Origin of the sequence: Pseudomonas sp. Root569 (genome assembly GCF_001427465.1) — a bacterium.
Classification (GTDB): Bacteria; Pseudomonadota; Gammaproteobacteria; order Pseudomonadales; family Pseudomonadaceae; genus Aquipseudomonas; species Aquipseudomonas synxantha.
Genome location: NZ_LMGQ01000007.1, coordinates 215292 through 231465, shown reverse-complemented (window position 1 = coordinate 231465; position 16174 = coordinate 215292). Strand labels below are relative to the sequence as shown.

The 16174-nt window shown below is 61.2% G+C and carries 18 protein-coding genes; 7 read left to right on the top strand and 11 right to left on the bottom strand.

What is annotated here, in order from left to right:
- The first annotated feature begins 130 nt into the window (after positions 1-130).
- The gene (locus ASD70_RS09045; protein ID WP_056846249.1) at positions 131-1330 is read left to right on the top strand and encodes a TPM domain-containing protein; all 1200 of its coding nucleotides are present in this window, start codon (positions 131-133) and stop codon (positions 1328-1330) included.
- Between the two features lie 177 nt (positions 1331-1507).
- Here the strand turns inward: ASD70_RS09045 and ASD70_RS09040 are convergent, their stop codons facing one another.
- Positions 1508-1999 carry a GNAT family N-acetyltransferase gene (locus ASD70_RS09040; RefSeq protein WP_056846248.1) on the bottom strand — a complete coding sequence of 164 codons (492 nt, stop codon included), beginning with the start codon at positions 1997-1999 and terminating at the stop codon, positions 1508-1510.
- 367 nt (positions 2000-2366) lie between these two features.
- Entirely contained in the window at positions 2367-3782 is a 1416-nt protein-coding gene (locus tag ASD70_RS09035; protein ID WP_046068541.1) for a purine-cytosine permease family protein, read from the bottom strand.
- Between the two features lie 251 nt (positions 3783-4033).
- Between ASD70_RS09035 and ASD70_RS09030 the strand changes: the two genes are divergently transcribed.
- On the top strand, positions 4034-4945 hold the full coding sequence (locus tag ASD70_RS09030; protein WP_056846247.1) for a LysR substrate-binding domain-containing protein: 912 nt from the start codon (positions 4034-4036) through the stop codon (positions 4943-4945).
- Between the two features lie 119 nt (positions 4946-5064).
- Here the strand turns inward: ASD70_RS09030 and argE are convergent, their stop codons facing one another.
- From argE to ASD70_RS09005, 5 genes are all read right to left on the bottom strand, one after another.
- A complete protein-coding gene (gene argE / locus ASD70_RS09025; protein WP_056846246.1) occupies positions 5065-6210 on the bottom strand; it encodes an acetylornithine deacetylase in 1146 nt (381 codons plus the stop codon).
- Positions 6207-6884 carry a DUF1028 domain-containing protein gene (locus tag ASD70_RS09020; RefSeq protein ID WP_046068538.1) on the bottom strand — a complete coding sequence of 226 codons (678 nt, stop codon included), beginning with the start codon at positions 6882-6884 and terminating at the stop codon, positions 6207-6209. The genes argE and ASD70_RS09020 overlap by 4 nt, the downstream gene beginning before the upstream one ends.
- An 11-nt stretch (positions 6885-6895) precedes the next feature.
- Entirely contained in the window at positions 6896-7306 is a 411-nt protein-coding gene (locus ASD70_RS09015) for a RidA family protein (RefSeq protein WP_046068537.1), read from the bottom strand.
- A 24-nt stretch (positions 7307-7330) separates the two neighbouring features.
- Positions 7331-8662 (bottom strand): flavin-containing monooxygenase, encoded by a 1332-nt coding sequence (locus ASD70_RS09010; RefSeq protein ID WP_411741014.1) that lies wholly within the window; start codon positions 8660-8662, stop codon positions 7331-7333.
- Between the two features lie 130 nt (positions 8663-8792).
- Positions 8793-9395, bottom strand: a complete 603-nt coding sequence (locus tag ASD70_RS09005) for a LuxR C-terminal-related transcriptional regulator (protein WP_046068535.1) — start codon at positions 9393-9395, stop codon at positions 8793-8795.
- A gap of 183 nt (positions 9396-9578) precedes the next feature.
- Between ASD70_RS09005 and ASD70_RS09000 the strand changes: the two genes are divergently transcribed.
- The gene (locus ASD70_RS09000) at positions 9579-11192 is read left to right on the top strand and encodes an ATP-binding response regulator (protein WP_046068534.1); all 1614 of its coding nucleotides are present in this window, start codon (positions 9579-9581) and stop codon (positions 11190-11192) included.
- On the opposite strand, the gene ASD70_RS08995 is transcribed toward ASD70_RS09000, so the two are convergent.
- Positions 11182-11517 carry a hypothetical protein gene (locus ASD70_RS08995; protein WP_056846245.1) on the bottom strand — a complete coding sequence of 112 codons (336 nt, stop codon included), beginning with the start codon at positions 11515-11517 and terminating at the stop codon, positions 11182-11184. The two genes, ASD70_RS09000 and ASD70_RS08995, sit on opposite strands and share 11 nt — an antisense overlap.
- A 175-nt stretch (positions 11518-11692) precedes the next feature.
- On the opposite strand from ASD70_RS08995, the gene ASD70_RS08990 reads away from it, so the two are divergent.
- Positions 11693-12175 carry a GNAT family N-acetyltransferase gene (locus ASD70_RS08990; protein ID WP_056846244.1) on the top strand — a complete coding sequence of 161 codons (483 nt, stop codon included), beginning with the start codon at positions 11693-11695 and terminating at the stop codon, positions 12173-12175.
- On the opposite strand, the gene ASD70_RS08985 is transcribed toward ASD70_RS08990, so the two are convergent.
- From ASD70_RS08985 to ASD70_RS08975, 3 genes are all read right to left on the bottom strand, one after another.
- Positions 12159-12650 carry an HIT family protein gene (locus tag ASD70_RS08985; protein WP_056846243.1) on the bottom strand — a complete coding sequence of 164 codons (492 nt, stop codon included), beginning with the start codon at positions 12648-12650 and terminating at the stop codon, positions 12159-12161. The genes ASD70_RS08990 and ASD70_RS08985 overlap by 17 nt on opposite strands.
- A gap of 230 nt (positions 12651-12880) precedes the next feature.
- On the bottom strand, positions 12881-13363 hold the full coding sequence (locus ASD70_RS08980) for a copper chaperone PCu(A)C (protein WP_046068530.1): 483 nt from the start codon (positions 13361-13363) through the stop codon (positions 12881-12883).
- Positions 13363-13971 carry an SCO family protein gene (locus ASD70_RS08975; RefSeq protein ID WP_043050409.1) on the bottom strand — a complete coding sequence of 203 codons (609 nt, stop codon included), beginning with the start codon at positions 13969-13971 and terminating at the stop codon, positions 13363-13365. The genes ASD70_RS08980 and ASD70_RS08975 overlap by 1 nt, the downstream gene beginning before the upstream one ends.
- A gap of 194 nt (positions 13972-14165) precedes the next feature.
- On the opposite strand from ASD70_RS08975, the gene ASD70_RS08970 reads away from it, so the two are divergent.
- The 3 genes from ASD70_RS08970 (at position 14166) to ASD70_RS08960 (ending at position 15868) form a co-directional block, all read left to right on the top strand.
- Positions 14166-14549 (top strand): DUF2946 domain-containing protein, encoded by a 384-nt coding sequence (locus ASD70_RS08970; protein WP_056846242.1) that lies wholly within the window; start codon positions 14166-14168, stop codon positions 14547-14549.
- Positions 14550-14611: 62 nt separating this feature from the next.
- Positions 14612-15157 carry a putative natural product biosynthesis protein gene (locus ASD70_RS08965; protein WP_056846241.1) on the top strand — a complete coding sequence of 182 codons (546 nt, stop codon included), beginning with the start codon at positions 14612-14614 and terminating at the stop codon, positions 15155-15157.
- Positions 15158-15310: 153 nt separating this feature from the next.
- Positions 15311-15868 carry a cytochrome b gene (locus ASD70_RS08960; protein ID WP_056846240.1) on the top strand — a complete coding sequence of 186 codons (558 nt, stop codon included), beginning with the start codon at positions 15311-15313 and terminating at the stop codon, positions 15866-15868.
- Positions 15869-16174: the final 306 nt, after the last annotated feature.

The following is a 16174-nucleotide window of genomic DNA, read 5'->3' as shown; positions in this document are numbered from 1 at the left end:
GCGTTCTCGTAGATGGCGAATAGCTATGTGGGCGTGGCGGCAGTTTAGATAGTCGCAGGCCTGGGGTCACGTGTTATACGTCGATAAGGTAAAGTCGGCGCCTTCAGGAAGATACTTCAGGTAACAAAGCATGGTGATGATTCTGCGGCAATCGGTGTTGAGTCTATTGGCCCTGTTGCTTGTCGGCGTGATGAGCCTGGCCCAGGCTGACCCGTCGCCTATCGGGGTGGCCCTGGACCAACGGGTGATTGATCTGACCAATACCCTCGACGCCACCACCACCCAGCGCTTGAAAAACCAACTCGCCGAGCTTGAACGGCGCAAAGGTGCGCAAGTCGCGATATTGCTGGTGCCGACCACCGGCAGCGACGGCATTGAGGACTATGCCAACCAACTGTTCCGCGCGTGGAAGCTGGGGCGCAAGGACGTCGACGACGGCATCCTGCTGGTAGTGGCCAAGGGCGACCGCAAGGTGCGCATCGAGGTGGGCTACGGCCTGGAAGGCACGGTCACCGACCTGCTGGCCCACCGCATTATCGAAGAGCGCATCACCCCGGCGTTTCGCCAGGGGGACTTTGCTGGTGGTGTCCAACAAGGTGTGGATGCGCTGATCGTGTTGGTGGACGGCGGCGACCTGCCCAAGGTGGCCGGGCCCGGGGTCAACCCCCGATTTATCGCGATACTGGCGGCGTTTGTCCTGGGTGGCCTGGGTGGCGTGCTGATCGCCGCCGGCAAGCTGCGTTGGCGCAAAGGCTTGATCCTTGCGGTGGCGGCCACGTTGTTGCTGGCACTGCTCGGTGGCGGTCAACAATGGCCGATGTTCCTGTTTGTCATGCCGCTGACCCTGTTGATTGGCGGCGCCACCTTCGGTGCCTTGTGGCAGGTACGCCCGCTGTTCTACGGCGTGATCGGGCTGCTGGTCTATAGCGTCGGGTTGGTGGTTGCGGATCACTATGTGGACGTCAGTTTTATCCATTGGCTGCTATGGCCGCTGTGCGTAGGGGTAGTGCTGGGCTTGTACCTGGTGCTGCTGCTGATCATGAGGCACACCTGGAGGAGCAGCCGCGCAGGGTTTTTCGTGCGACTGCTGGCGGCGTTGGCCGTGTACGTGGTCGCCGGGCTGGTGATCGATGGCGGACGCGATGGCTGGCTGCTGGCGTTTCCCATCGCATCGTTTGTCGCGCTGATTATCTTTGGCAAGGTTGGCGAGGGGGCTGGATCTGGCTCGGGCGGCGGGTCCGGTTCGAGTTCCAGCAGCTCCAGCTCCAGCAGCAGTTCGTCTGGTGGCGGTGGTTCCAGTGGCGGTGGTGGGGCTTCTGGCAGTTGGTGACGCGTTGGTTGATACCCAATTCAGACGTGGGAGCGAGCAAGCTGGCGCCCACATTCAGGCTGTGATTCGGCTCTGGCAGGGTTTGTAGCCCGCCCAGCCTTTAAAGCCTGGGTTAGGCTTTTACCCAACCGGGTTTTACTCTTGGCAACATAAATACGATGATTTCCATGAATGGCGCTACAGCACCATCACCATCTCATGCCACGCCATCCCACCGTGATCCGACGGCGACGGGCGCACATAGGTGTAGCCCATGCGGGTGTACAACGGCACATGCTGCTCCTTGCACATCAGGTGAATGGTCTGCTTGCCCAGCGTACGCATGCGTTGCACGAACTCAGTCATCAGGGTTGTTGCATAGCCTTTGCCCTGATACGCCGGGTCGACCACTACCGACATGATCACCACATTCTGTGCCTCGGGTGAATGACCGACCAACTCCTTGAAGGCTTCGTCCGACATTACCACCTCGTGGGCGCAGCCTGAGTTGATAAACCCGACCACATCGTCGTCTGCTTCCAGGATCAGAAAACCCTGGGGATACTGCGCGATGCGCGTGGCGATCTTTTCCAGGGTGGCGGCTTCGTCGCCTTCGTAGGCGCTGGTTTCGATTTCAAAGCAGCGGTGGGCGTCAGCGGGGAGGGCGTTGCGCAAGGTGAGGGTGGGCATGGGTGTTTCCTGGGGCGTTGAGCGAAAGGCCACATCATAGAGAAACATTGGGTGTATGGCACCGGAAGGCTATTTGCTTCGAGGGGAAGAAGTGAGGTTCAACTGACCCATGCAGATCCAGATCAAGAGCGGCTCGCTTCGCATCGTGGTTACGTATCGGGGGCAAGCCCCCTCCCACAGTTGACCGAGTTCGACATATCCTGGCGGTAGGTTTGAGTTCTTCAAAAACCAGAAAACCCGCCGAGGCGGGTTTCGTCACAGCCTTGCTGCTGCGAAACAGACTGGGGGGCGACTGTGCGCGGGTTCGCAGACCAGGAAGAATCACCCCCGGCAGACCCGAAGGTCTCCCACGCACAGCTGCCGTTAATCAGACCCCACCCACCAACTTGCCCCCATCCATGCGGCGCTTATACGCACTGTCGCGACTCGCCAACCAGAAGTACAACGGCGACGTCACCACCAACCCCACCACCCAGGACAGATCCGCACCGTTGATGTGCTCGGAAATCGGCCCCACGTACAGCGGTGTGTTCATAAACGGAATCTGCACCGCAATCCCCACCGCATACGCCAGCAACGCCTGGGGGTTGTACTTGCCGTAGATGCCGCCATCCACGCGAAATATCGAGGCGATGTCGTACTTGCCTTTGTGGATCGCATAGAAGTCGATCAGGTTGATCGCCGTCCACGGCACCAGCACCACCAGCAGCACCAGCACCATGTCGACGAAGTGGCCGATAAAGTCCTTGGAGGCGAACACTGCCGCAATCGAACAGGCGGCCAGCACGATGATGGAGATCACGGCGCGGCTTTTGGCCGTGGGGATCCAGCGGTAGGCGAAGGTCTGCACCAGGGTGATGATCGACAGTACCGCGCCGTACAGGTTGAGGGCGTTGTGGCTGATCACGCTGAGCAAAAACAGCACCAGCATCAACGGGCCGATGGCCCCGGTGGCGAGTTTGACGGCGTCCATGGTGTCCATGCCTACCGGGGTGGCGAGCACGGCGACGGCACCGAAGATGAAGGCCAGGCTCGAACCCAGGGCCGAGCCCAGGTAGGTGGTCCAGAAGGTCGCGGCGACGGGTACGTCGGCCGGCAGGTAGCGGGAGTAGTCCGAGACGTACGGCGCAAAGGCGATCTGCCACAGCGCAGCCAGGGAAACCGTCGCCAGCCAACCGGAGATGTTGAAGCTGCCGCGGGTCAGGAAGTCGGTGGTCTGCACGTGGGTGAAGATGTAGCCGAAGCCCAGCACGATGCCGGCGCCCAGCACCCAGGTGCCAATACGGTTGAGCACGTGGATAAAGCGATAGCCGATGATGCCGATGATGCCGGAGCCGATGGCGCCGATCACAATGCCAACCGGCACGGGCACCGCGTCGACCACGCCGTGCAGGGATTTACCGGCGAGCACGATGTTGGACGCGAAGAAACCGATGTACATCACCCCGGCAATCACCACCACCAGCAGCGCACCGAGGGAGCCGAACTGGGCGCGGCTTTGGATCATCTGCGGGATGCCCATCTGCGGGCCCTGGGCCGAGTGCAACGCCATTAACACACCGCCAACCAGGTGGCCGACGAGGATGGCGACAATGCCCCACACCAGGTTGAGGTGGAACAGTTGCACACCCAGTGCGCCGGTGACGATCGGCAACGGCGCAATGTTGCCGCCGAACCATAGAGTGAACAGGTCTCTTACCTTTCCATGGCGATCTTCCGGGGGCACGTATCCAATCGTGTGTTTTTCGATAAGCGGGGCGCTGGATGTTGCAGTGGTAACCATGACGAGCTCCAAGGCAAGGTGAGTACGTTGACGTACTTCGCTATGCGCTGCACGGGGCGGCGCTTTGTTGTTGGAGTGATCATCTGCAATGGGCGCGGGGAGGTAAATTAGTAAGTTTGTTGCTATAGACCTTAAAAAAAGTATCTCGCGCAGATTTTTGCTCCGGTATGTTGCATGGGCTCGAATCGATGAAAAAAGCGCGATTTTTTCGCACTTGTTTGGGGCGAAATCCCACGTTTATGGAGGTGCCGATGGCTGCCTATAACCTGCGCCAGCTCAGATATTTTGTGACAACTGCCGAATGCGGCAGCGTCGCCGAGGCGTCGCGCAAGCTGTATATCGCTCAGCCGTCGGTGTCCACGGCGATCAAGCACCTGGAGGAGAGTTTTGGCGTGCAGCTGTTTATCCGCCATCACGCCCAGGGCGTTTCGCTCACCCCCAGTGGCGCGCGTTTTTATCGCAAGGCCCTGGAGCTGTTGCGGGTGGCCCATGAGTTCGAGCAGAACGCCCTGGCGGACAATGATGTAGTGGCGGGGCAGATCGATATTGGCTGCTTTGAAACCGTGGCGCCGCTGTACCTGCCGCGTTTGATCGCCGGTTTCAAGGCGCGCTGGCCGGGGGTTGAGATCCGTATTCGCGACGGCGAGCAGCAGGAGCTGGTGCAGGCGCTGACGGCAGGCAGTATCGATGTGGCGATGCTGTTCGAACACGACCTGGGCGGCACCATCGAGACCACGTCACTGATGCCGCCGCAACAGCCTTATGCGTTGCTGCCGGCCGATCACCGTTTTGCACAACAGGCCAAGGTGTCCCTGGCCGACCTGGTGCTGGAGCCGATGATCTTGCTCGATGTGCTGCCCAGCCGGACCTACTTCGTGAGCATCTTTGAAGAGCGCGGGCTGACGCCGAATATCGTGTTCAGCTCGCCGTCCATCGAGATGGTGCGCGGCATGGTGGGGCGTGGGTTTGGGTTCTCGATCCTGGTGACCAAGCCGTTCAGTGAATACACCTATGATGGGCAGAAGGTGGTGTGTATTCCGTTGGCGGAAACGGTGACGGGGTCGGGGTTGTCGGCGGTGTGGCTGAGGCGGGCCCCGCTGACCAAGCCGGTGCAGTTGTTTGTGGATTACTGCCGTGAAGAGCTCGCACGGTTACTCGGCTGAACGCAGGACCCAGTGTGGGAGGGGGCTTGCTCCCGATGGCGGTGTGTCAGTCACAGCTGCTTTCACTGCCACTCCCTCATCGGGAGCAAGCCCCCTCCCACATTGGATCTGTATTTTCTTCAAATCTGAATCGAGTCCAGCATCCTTCGCAGCATGGCATCGCAGCCGTCGAGCTGTTCCACACTCACAAACTCATCCGGCTTATGCCCCTGGTCCATGCTCCCTGGCCCGCACACCACGGTCGGAATACCCACCGCATCAAACAACCCACCTTCGGTGCCAAACGCCACGGTGCCAAAGTCCCGCGAGCCTGAGAACGCGGCGATCAACTCCGCTGCCTGGCTGCGTTCATCCGTGACCAATCCCGGGTAGGCCGACAACTCGGTAAACCGAATCGAACTCTGCTTACTCACGGCCTGCATCTTCGGCAGCACCTGCTGCATCGCGTACGCTTGCAACTCTTCAGCCACTTCACCTGGGTCCATGGCAGGCAGGGCGCGCACTTCGAAATCGAAGCGGCAATCGGCGGGCACGATGTTCAATGCCTTGCCGCCGCTGATCATGCCGGTCTGTACCGTGCTGAACGGCGGATCGAACCTCGGGTCCTGGCGCGAGCGCAAACGCTGGCCAATACGGCCCAGCTCGCCGATCAATTCGGCGGCGTGTTCAATCGCATTCACCCCCGAGGGCGCATACGCCGAATGGCATGCGTGGCCCTGCACATCGCAGCGCATAGCCAATTTGCCCTTGTGGCCCAGCACCGGTTTGAGTTCGGTCGGCTCGCCAATAATGCACAGCATGGGCTTTACCGGGCGCTGTTCCAGCACGGTGAGCAGCGAACGCACACCGAGGCAGCCGACTTCCTCGTCATAGGACAGGGCGATATGCACCGGCAGGCGCAACGGCGTCTTGACCAACTCCGGCACCAGCGCCAGCACACAGGCGATATACCCCTTCATGTCGGCAGTGCCGCGCCCGAACAGCTTGCCGTCACGCTCGGTCAACTCGAACGGCGGCAGTGTCCAGGGTTGCCCATCCACCGGCACCACATCGGTGTGCCCCGACAGCACGATGCCTGGCAGTTCTACCGGGCCGATGCTGGCAAACAGGTTGGCCTTGCTGCGCTGCGCGTTATAGACGAGTTCACTGGCTACACCAAATCCGGCGAGGTAATCGCGCACAAACTCGATCAACTGCAGGTTGGTTTCGCGGCTGGTGGTATCGAACCCCACCAGCGTGCGCAGCAATTCGCGGCTGCGGCTCATCGGTCGTCTCCGGCCACGCCGTAGCCGGGGGAGCGGTCGGGGGCGAGGGCGCGGTCGATATAGTCCTGCACTTGCGGGCGGTAGGCGTCCCAGAGTGATTGAAGTTCGACAAGGGGGGCTTCATCGGCCCAGTCCACACGCAGATTGATGATCGGCCAGGTCAGCTCGCCCACCACCACCAGCGCGGCAGAGTGCACCGGACCGGCTTCGCCACCGGCGGCGATGGCGGCATGCATGGCCGCCAGCAGCCGGTCTGCCAGTTGCCCTTCACCCTGTTCGAAGGCGGTGACCATCGCCGTGATGACTTCGCGGTCGGCGAGCATATTGCCCGCCGCCACGCATTGCTCGCCCGATACCGCATGATGGGTACCCAGGGTCTGGCTGCCGCTGAAATGCACGCTGCGGCCCAGGTGGTCAATCGCCGTCACTTGCCGGTATTGGCTGTAGCCGTTGCGCGTTAGGGCTTGGTCGAGGGCCTCGGCCGGAGCCAGGCCCTGTTCCAGCAGGTCGAGCACGTCCGGGCCGAGGGCGGGCAGGGTGATGTTCTGGGTCGACACCGCGCCCACACCGGGCCGCAGCCACGGGCAGCGGGCGCCCACGGCAATGCTCGATGAGCTGATGGCGATGCCCAGCTGGCCGGTTTCCGCACAACGGCCGACGATGGAAAAGGTCATGGCTAGCCTCCTTACTCTGGAATAACCGCGATCACATCGATTTCCATCAGCCACTGTGGCTGGCCGAGGGCCGAGACCACCAGCCCGGTGGAGATCGGGAACACGCCTTTGAGCCACTTGCCGACTTCTTGGTACACCGGTTCGCGGTAGCGCGGGTCGATCAGGTAGGTGGTGGTCTTGACGATATGGCTGAGGTCGCTGCCGGCTTCTTCGAGCAGTTGCTTGACGTTCTTCATCGCCTGTTCGGCCTGGGCGCGGGCATCGCCAAGGCCCACCAGGTTGCCGTCGAAATCGGTACCCACCTGGCCGCGTACATACACGGTGTTGCCGGCGCGCACCGCCTGGCACAGGTCGTTGTCCAGGCTCTGGTTGGGGTAGGTTTCTTTGGTGTTGAACATGCGGATGCGAGTGTGGGTAGGCATCAAAAAAACTCCAGGAAAAAGTGCTCAGGCGCTGACAGGGGTGTGGTGAACAACCGGTGCGGGTTCGCGGTACTCAAGGTACTGACGCTGGATGGCGATGTGGTCGGCCACGTATTTGGCGTCGTGCCACACACCCCAGATGAATGACGAACCACGCCGCGATTGCCACGGCAAGCCGAGGAAGTAGATGCCCGCTTCACTGGAGACCCCGCGCTGGTGCTGGGGCTTGCCGGCGGCGTCGAAGGCGTCGACTTTCAACCAGCTGTAATCCGTGGCAAACCCGGTAGCCCAGATGATCGAGGTGATGCCGGCCTGGGCCAGGTCCAGTTGCAGGATCGGGTTGCTGATGCATTCGGCATCGGGAAACACGCGACGCGCTTCGGGCTCCAGCGGCAGGTCGAGGCCGTTGCGCTCGATATAGGCGTCAGCCGCATCCAGCAGGGCCAGGTAGTTTTCGTCGCCGCGGGCCAGGTTTTCCACCAGGTTGGGCTGGAAGGTGGCCACGTTGCCGTCAAAGGCTTGGGTCAGGCCGACCAGGGTCATGCCTTGCTGGGCCAGTTCACGGAAGTCGATGGTCTTGCCGCCGTGGGCGCCGCTGACCGCGATGGTCACATGCTCGCGGCCGGGCTTCATCGCCACCTGGTCCCATTCACCCAGCACCCCCAGCCACCAGCAGAAATCGCGGTTGCGATAGGCGCGGGGCGGGCGGTCATGGGCGCCGACCGACAGGTACACCCGGCGCCCGGCGCGCTGCAATTCATCGGCGATCTGCACCCCGGAAGAGCCGGCGCCCACCACCAATACAGCGCCCGCCGGCAGTTGCCCGGGGTTGCGATAGTCGGCGGAATGGATCTGGTGCAGCGCGGTGTCTTTGGGCGCAATGGCCGGAATCACCGGCTTCTGGAACGGCCCGGTGGCAGCCACCACGCGGTTGGCTTCGATCACACCTTCGCTGGTGTGCACACTAAAACCGGGACGGCCGACGTTGCGTACCACTGAGGTGACGTCCACCCCGGTGCGGATCGGTGCATTGAACTTGCGTGCATAGGTTTCAAAGTAATCCGCCACGCGTTCTTTGGGCGCGAAACCATCGGCGGGCACATCAATGAATTCCAGGCCGGGGAAGCGGTCATGCCAGGCCGGGCCATTGGCGACCAACGAGTCCCAGCGCCCGGTGCGCCAGCGCTCGGCGATACGGCTGCGCTCCAGCACCAGGTGCGGCACGCCTTGCTTGCTCAGGTGCTCGCTCATGGCTACGCCAGCTTGACCCGCTCCCACTACCAGCGTGTCTATTTTTGTTATTGCTTGAGTCATGTGTCTGTCCTTGCGTAATGCAGTTGGATTCAGCTTGGGCATGACGTCAAGTTAGGCGGCGGGGGGGGATTAATAAAATATTATTAAGCTGGGAATTGAGCATAAATATCGGATGCAGAGCCGTGAAGGGCCGACTGCTGCACCTCGGTCTAATGTGGGAGGGGCGGTGGACCTACAACTCTCCGGAATACTTCACCGCTGCTGCCGCCCGTGACGGCACGTCCAGCGTGCGCAGCAGCGATGACACATGGATACGCACGGTAAACGGCGAGATATCCAGGGCCTTGGCAATTTCCTTGTTGGTCTTGCCCTGGGCAATCAGGCGCAGCACTTCCCGCTGGCGGGTGGTGAGGGTGTGAGTGCCCAGCGGCAGCAGGCCCGAAGGCGCGAACTTGACCAGCACTTCGCCGTCGCGGATCGCCAGCAGCGCCTGGCCGATCTCGTCGGGGGTGATGTTCTTGCCGATAAAGCCGTCCATGCCCAGGGCCATGACCTGTTCGATCAGCGCGGCGTCGTCGACCATCGACACCACGATCAGGGTGGTACGTCGCAGTTGCTGGCGCAGTTCGGCCAGTTGGCTGATGCAGGTCAGGCCGGGGAAGCGCAGGTCGAGGATCAGGGTGTCGACTTCGCCAGCCTCGCGCAGCAGCGCATTTACCGTGGCCAGGTCGCCGGCCTCTTTCACCTGGGCATCGGGCAACAGGCGTTGCACGGTACGCGCCATGCCTTCGCGAAACATCGGGTGGTCGTCGGCGATGATGATCCGGCCGGTCATGGTGTGCTCCTTCCTGGGGCAAGGGTGTGCTGAGGCATGTTACTTTACCCCTCTCAATACTGTAGGAGCGAGCTTGCTCGCGAAGGACGCACAGGCACCGCGTAATATCAGACAACACGCGTTATCGGTAGCGTTTTTCGCGAGCAAGCTCGCTCCTACAGTGGATATGTCAAGGATATGACTATGGGTCTCGAGACCAACTCTGAACTCGACCAGGCTAACCTGCGCATTGTGGTGGCCACCATCGCCATTGTGTATATCAGCCTACTGGGTTTCCTACCCGGGCACTCGCTGGACACCTACCTGCCGGTGATCCTGTATATCTTCATGTTCCTGCTGGCGTCCATCGTGTTGCGCCAGGTCATCGCACGTTGGCCCGGGCATTACCCGGCGCGGCGCATCTTCGGCATGCTTCACGACTACACCGGCACTTCGTTCGGCCTGGTGGTGGGCGGTGAAGCGGCGTTGCCGCTGTATGCGGTGATGGTGTGGGTGAACCTGGGCAACGGCATGCGCTACGGCTCGCGCTACCTGGCGATTGCCACGGGGCTGGCGTTGCTGGCGCTGTTGGTGGTGTACCAGCTCACGCCGTTGTGGCAGGCGCAGCCGTTCATGGTGCTGATGCTGATGATCACCAGCACGGTGATCCCGGTGTACGCCCATATCCTGCTGGAGCGTACGCGCAAGGCTTCCGAAGAAGCCATCGCCGCCAACCTGGAAAAATCCCGTTTTCTCGCCCAGGCCAGCCATGACCTGCGCCAGCCGATCCACTCCATCGGCCTGTTCACCGCCTGCCTGCGCGAAGCCCGGCTGGGGGATGACGAGCGGCGGCTGGTGGATAACATCGACCGTTCGCTGCTCAACGTGTCGCAACTGTTCCGTTCGATTCTTGATCTCTATACCCTCGACAATGGCCGGCTGCTGCCCAAATACCAGGTGATCCACCTGGGCGACTTCCTCGCCGACCTGATGCGCCAGAACGCCGAAGCCGCACGCTGGGCCGGCGTGGAGCTACGCTTGCGGCCTTGCACCCACTGGGTACTGGTGGACCCGGGTATGTTGGCGACCATGGTGCAGAACCTGCTCTCCAATTGCTTCAAATACGCTGCACAACGGCCAGTGCTGGTCGGCGTGCGTATTCGCGATGACGGTCTGGTGGTGGAGGTGCATGACCAGGGGCGGGGGATTGCCAGGGAGCATCTGTCACAGGTCTTCGAGGAGTTCTATCGCGTGCGCCAACTGCGTGACAAGGACGTCGAAGGCGTTGGCCTGGGGCTGTCCATCGTCAAGCGCCTGGGGCAATTGATGGGGCTGCGCGTGAGCCTGCGTTCGCGGGTGGGCCGTGGCACCTCAGTAAGCCTGCATGGCCTGGCACTCGCCACTGCGCCGGTTCAACCGACATTGCGCGCCGATGCGCGCCAGGCCGGCCTGCTCACGGGTTTGAAAGTGTGCCTGGTGGAAGATGACCACAACGTACTGCTCGCCACCCAGGCCCTGCTGGAGCGCTGGGGTTGCGAGGTGCAGGCCGAGTCCAGTGGGCAGGGCCTGGTCAGCGACTGCGACATCATCGTTGCCGACTATGACCTGGGCAACCACGCCACCGGTATCGAATGCATCGATCAGCTACGCCAGCAACGTGGCTGGGCGGTGCCGGCGTTGATCCTCACCGGTCATGACGTGGAGAAAATCCAGGCCGCGTTGCACGACCGTCAGATCGCAATACTCTCCAAGCCGGTGCGCCCAGCGGAACTGCGCGGCAGGTTGCGCGACCTCAGACGGGAAAACATTACTGCATGAATGGCGTCAGCCCGTTGCCACGTGCGCCTTTGGGCTGGCAGTAGGCGGCAGGTTTCATCAGGCCAAAGCTGGCGATTGCGAACGCACCGCCGCTGGCGCCGCTGGGTACGGAGCAGTTGTATTCGCCGGATGCGGTGTTGGCCACATAGTAGGTGGTCATGGAGTCGCTGCGCACATTGGAGATACGTTTTACCGGCTCGCCCAGGTTGGTCTCCGAGAGCGTCTTGAGATGGTCTTCGGTGGGCTTGATATTGCTGCAACCGGCTACGCCGATGATCAGGGCGCCCAGCAGGGCAAGGCGAGTAACAGAGGAGTGGAGTTTCATGGTGCTTCTTCCTTGGGGTTGTTATGGTTTTTCCAGCGCACAACGAACCCGCGCGCAATGGATGCGCGGTGCCGGAGGAGCGTTGGAAGTGCCGGGGAATATAGCGCCGCAGGTGGGAAGGGTCGATTAGCACAAATGGGCTAATGGCAAATTGAGGTCACACAAGGACATTGCAATGCTGGAGATAATCCGCGCGACACCCGAGGACGCCAACTGCGCGTTTGACATCCGCCGCGACGCCATCCTTGGCCAGTGCATCGGCGCCTACAGTGCCGAGCAGATGGCGCTTTGGACGCGGGGCAAAGCCGCCGATGGCTATGACACGCTGATGGACAAATTGTTTTACCTGGGGTGGGTGAATGGCGCGGCCGTCGCCACCGGCATGCTCGATCTTGATAACAATGAAGTGGGGGCGTTATTCGTGCGGCCTGGGTTCACCGGACGTGGATATGGCAAGGCGATGCTTGACTATTTGGAGGACGTTGCGCGACTGAGGGCCATTGAAGAGGTGATGCTCGATTCCACCTTGAATGCGGTGAGTTTCTATCGGGCGTGTGGTTATGTGGGCGATGAGCCGGCGGAGTATCACTCGCCGTCGGGGCTGGCGCTGGCGTGTATTCCGATGGTGAAGCGGCTGCGTGTCATGCCTGAGGCTTGAATGCCGCACGCAGTTGCTCAATCACCTGCTCAACCCCCGGCCCTTGAATCTGCGGGGGTGTAGTGCTTTCGCCAAACTCACGCCATACAAACAGGGTCAGTTCGGCCCCATCGGTCAGTGTTTCCTGGAGTTCCTGGGCGCCAAAACGCTGCAGTGTGCGATAGCGTTCATCCTGCCAGAAGGCTTGCTCTACCCAGTCATAGACGGGGATGAAGTGAAAGTGCAGCGGCAAGCCTGGCATATGACCGTAACGGCTGATGTACAACCATTTTGGCTGGAGTTGGGCTTGCATCACGCGCTGGATGTTGGCGAGCAAGCCGCCCAGTTCGGCCAGCGCGGCGTCAGGCATATCGGCGAGCGAATCGATCTGTGCCTGGGCGCCCAGCATCAGGTAGCCCGGCAGCTTTGACGCCTGGTGGTGATTGAGCAGCCAGTGCTCGGTCTGGTGCAGGATGAAGGCGGGGGCGATCTGCATAGGCGCGCGTCCATGTGGGTTGGAGCGGCAGGATAACAAGTATTTTTGGATTGGTTGTATTCGGTCAAAATGTGGGGCTTGTCCTAATGCCAGTCAGTTAAGGCTTTTGTAGGAGCGAGCTTGCTCGCGAAAAACTCACAGGCGCCGCGTTCATTCAGGAAGCACGCGTTATCGTTGACGTTTTTCGCGAGCAAGCTCGCTCCTACAAAGGGCCCTCTGCCACAGCCCAATCAATGCATCTTGCTATGGTCCATCTTGCTGTGGTCCATCCCATCCAGGCCACGGGCGGCAGCCTTTACTTCAACCGTCTGCTTTTCACCCTTGGCATCCTGCACCGTAAGGGTCAGCGGCACCTGGTCGCCTTCCTTGATCTGGCCGGTCAGGCCCATCAGCATCACGTGGTAGCCGTTCGGGTCGAGCTTGACGGCTTTGCCAGCAGGCAGGGCCACCGAGTCCACCGGGCCCATGCGCATCACGTCGTCCTTCATGCTCATTTCATGGATCTGCACGTCCTTGGCCACCGGCGAGGCCACGCTGAGCAGCCGGCTGTCGCTGTCGGCGGTGACGGTCATGAACGCGCCGCTGGACGGCTGGCCTGCTACTGAGGCGCGCACCCAGGCGTCGGTGACCAGTACCTGGGCGCTGGCGTGGGCGGCGATGCCCAGCAGGGTGAGGCCCAGGGTCAAGCGTTTGAGGTGTTGAACGGCAGTCATTAGCAGACCTCCATGACGGTGAGCAGGTCTTCTGCACACTCTTGAGCGGTAAGGGATGCCTGCAAGCCAAGGCGCAGGTTGCCACGGGTGTCGAACACGAAACTGGTGGCGGTGTGGGACAGGGTGTAGGTGTCGCCGGCAGGGATCTTTTCATAAAAGATCCCGAATTCCTTGGCGGCCACGGCGATTTCTTCCGGGGTGCCGTAGAGCGCTTCGAAGCTGGGGTCGAAGGCCTTGACGTATTTGTCGAGGATTTCGGGAGTGTCGCGCTCGGGGTCCAGGGTGATGAACACCACCTGCATGATCTCACCGTCGCGGCCCATCAGCTTCTTGGCCTGGGCGGCGCGGGCCAGGGTCGTCGGGCAGACCGCCGGGCACTGGGTGAAGCCGAAGAACACCACCGGCATCAGCCCACGGTACGAACTCAGGGTGACGGTTTCGCCGTCGGTGTTCTTGAGCTTGAAGGTGCGGCCCATGATCTTGTCACTGAGGTCCTTGCCGTATTTGAAATTCAGCTTGGGGCTGTAGTCACAGCCGCCCAGCAGGCTGCCCAGGCCCAACAGGCCCATGCCGGTCAGCACTTTGCGGCGGGTGAATAACGTACTCATTAACTGTGCATCCTGTGAAACGCCTGCATTGCTCTGGATCTACACATCAGGCTTTGAAAGCCAGGCTTTGAAACGTAGAAACGAGGAGGGCCCACAGTCTAGCAACCCTGGCTGGCCCACGTAATCTGCGACGTTCTGCCACAGGGGCGCGCCGCACTTCATCCTTTTGCGGCTTCGGTGGTAGAGTCGCCGCCATGAAATTGCGCCATTGTGACCGTTCGCTGATCGCCTGGGCCCTGTACTTTTGCGTGCTGATGAACCTGTTCGCCTGCGGTTTAGGGCATGGTCAGATGATGGGCCAGCAACTCAATGGCATCGGTGGCCTGTTCTGTTCAGCCGACGGCGGCCAGTCGCCGATTTCCGATAAAGGGTTGGCTAACCCGAATTCCAGCAACATCTCGAACTACTTTGCCTGCCCGGTGTGCAGCGCCGTTACCGTCGCCATCGTCTTCCTGATTGGCCTGGCCTGGCTGTTGGGCCAGGCGCAAACCCCGCGTCCTGCCCATGAGCGGCGCAATAAGGCGCCACCGCGTTACTCCTGGCCCTCGGCCAACCCCCGCGCTTCCCCAGACTTCTGACGTGTGCCTTGGGCCCCCTGTGACCAGGGGGCGTTCTATCGTCACGACTGTGAGTGCGACCCATGAATCATCAATTGCCTGCAGGCGCCAGCCGCCTGGTCAGCAAGGCGTCCCGCCGCCTGCGCAGCGAGCCGGCGCTGCCCGACTACCCGAGTAATTCCCGCTGTTTCGTGCACCTGGATGCACGCTTGCTGCCCCATTGGCACACGTTGTTTGATATCTGCCCGGCACTGCTCAAGCTCGACCCGCCGGAGGGGCTGAACCTGTTTCGCAGTTTCATGACCTGGGCCTACCGCAATCAGCCGGCGCTGGATTGGACCTACCACCTGAGCGTGTGCCGCTGGCTGCTGGGCTCGACTTACCGGGCGCAGATCGACGACGAGCCTATCGAAGCCTTTATGGCAGCCTCGGCGGCGTGTTGGGTCAATACCGATCAAAGCCAGGCCCTGGGCATAGTGCTGGCCTGGCAAGGTACAAGGGTTTTCGATTGGAAGGGCGTGCCGTTACCTGGTGTTGAGCGCCAGCTGTTGCCCGCTCCGACAGGGGACGTTGCCTGGTGCCCATTGACCCGCCAGGCGGGTTTCAGCGCGTGGTTACCGGTGCCTTGAGGCGCTGTGCGACGCGGCTAACGGCGTCGCCCTGGTGGTATTTAATGAGCTTGTAGGAATTACCTGATTTTTCCTACTGCCTATGGGAATGGTGTTTTTTTACCGGCAGGAGTGCGATGTTCACCTTCGATATCAAAAAAAAAAGAGGCCGCGATGAAGGATACTTTCGAGACACCCCGTTCCCCTGATGATCACTACGATGCTGTCAGCCGAACACTGCATTGGCTGATGGCTCTGGTGTTCACCTGGAGCTATTGCACGGCAGTGGCCCATTACCTGGCGTCCGATTCTGCGCTGGACAAACTGCTATGGCCCTACCACAAGCCCGCGGGCCTGCTATTGCTGGTGCTGCTGATACTACGGGCCGGCTGGAACCTGCTGCAGCGCCACAACCGTCCGCCGAGCGTCAACCGCCTGGCGTCATTCGGGCATGGCGCACTGTATGCGTTGATGTTCCTGATCCCGACTATCGGGCTGCTGCGCCAGTACGGTTCCGGGCGGGAATTCTCGGCATTTGGCCTGACCATCATGCAGGGGTTCGAGGGTGAGAAAGTGCAGTGGATGATCGACCTGGGCCGGGATTTCCATAGCGAACTGGGGTGGGCGATGCTGGTGTTGATTGTCGGTCACATCGGTGCGGTGATCCTCCACGCGCTGCGAGGCGATACCCGGGTGTTGCGGCGTATGCTGGGCAAGGTTCGCCGGGTCTGAGTGCATGACTTCCTTGCATCACAACACCCTGTCGCTGACGGTCATCGACCCTCGTGGCTTGACCGTACGCAACGTGACTTACCACCACCATATAGCCGAGCCGCCGCCCCAGGCGTTCGTCACCTCCAGGTGTTCGACCCCCGGGGCTTCTTGCAGCGGTAATGGGACCCACGGCTGTTCAGGCGGATCCGAAGTCGCGTTTCCAGCGACGGGTATCGATCTGTTCATCTTTGCTCACAGGATTTACTGGAACCTGGCAGTGCAAAGATCTCACCCAGGCGAGGCACGTTAAGGAAGATCACTACA

Bases quoted from the DNA above. Each gene is read 5' to 3' on its own strand.
- ASD70_RS09045 (WP_056846249.1), top strand. From the start codon at position 131: ATGGTGATGATTCTGCGGCAATCGGTGTTGAGTCTATTGGCCCTGTTG.
- ASD70_RS09040 (WP_056846248.1), bottom strand. From the start codon at position 1,999: ATGCCCACCCTCACCTTGCGCAACGCCCTCCCCGCTGACGCCCACCGC.
- ASD70_RS09035 (WP_046068541.1), bottom strand. From the start codon at position 3,782: ATGGTTACCACTGCAACATCCAGCGCCCCGCTTATCGAAAAACACACG.
- ASD70_RS09030 (WP_056846247.1), top strand. From the start codon at position 4,034: ATGGCTGCCTATAACCTGCGCCAGCTCAGATATTTTGTGACAACTGCC.
- argE (WP_056846246.1), bottom strand. From the start codon at position 6,210: ATGAGCCGCAGCCGCGAATTGCTGCGCACGCTGGTGGGGTTCGATACC.
- ASD70_RS09020 (WP_046068538.1), bottom strand. From the start codon at position 6,884: ATGACCTTTTCCATCGTCGGCCGTTGTGCGGAAACCGGCCAGCTGGGC.
- ASD70_RS09015 (WP_046068537.1), bottom strand. From the start codon at position 7,306: ATGCCTACCCACACTCGCATCCGCATGTTCAACACCAAAGAAACCTAC.
- ASD70_RS09010 (WP_411741014.1), bottom strand. From the start codon at position 8,662: ATGCCCAAGCTGAATCCAACTGCATTACGCAAGGACAGACACATGACT.
- ASD70_RS09005 (WP_046068535.1), bottom strand. From the start codon at position 9,395: ATGACCGGCCGGATCATCATCGCCGACGACCACCCGATGTTTCGCGAA.
- ASD70_RS09000 (WP_046068534.1), top strand. From the start codon at position 9,579: ATGGGTCTCGAGACCAACTCTGAACTCGACCAGGCTAACCTGCGCATT.
- ASD70_RS08995 (WP_056846245.1), bottom strand. From the start codon at position 11,517: ATGAAACTCCACTCCTCTGTTACTCGCCTTGCCCTGCTGGGCGCCCTG.
- ASD70_RS08990 (WP_056846244.1), top strand. From the start codon at position 11,693: ATGCTGGAGATAATCCGCGCGACACCCGAGGACGCCAACTGCGCGTTT.
- ASD70_RS08985 (WP_056846243.1), bottom strand. From the start codon at position 12,650: ATGCAGATCGCCCCCGCCTTCATCCTGCACCAGACCGAGCACTGGCTG.
- ASD70_RS08980 (WP_046068530.1), bottom strand. From the start codon at position 13,363: ATGACTGCCGTTCAACACCTCAAACGCTTGACCCTGGGCCTCACCCTG.
- ASD70_RS08975 (WP_043050409.1), bottom strand. From the start codon at position 13,971: ATGAGTACGTTATTCACCCGCCGCAAAGTGCTGACCGGCATGGGCCTG.
- ASD70_RS08970 (WP_056846242.1), top strand. From the start codon at position 14,166: ATGAAATTGCGCCATTGTGACCGTTCGCTGATCGCCTGGGCCCTGTAC.
- ASD70_RS08965 (WP_056846241.1), top strand. From the start codon at position 14,612: ATGAATCATCAATTGCCTGCAGGCGCCAGCCGCCTGGTCAGCAAGGCG.
- ASD70_RS08960 (WP_056846240.1), top strand. From the start codon at position 15,311: ATGAAGGATACTTTCGAGACACCCCGTTCCCCTGATGATCACTACGAT.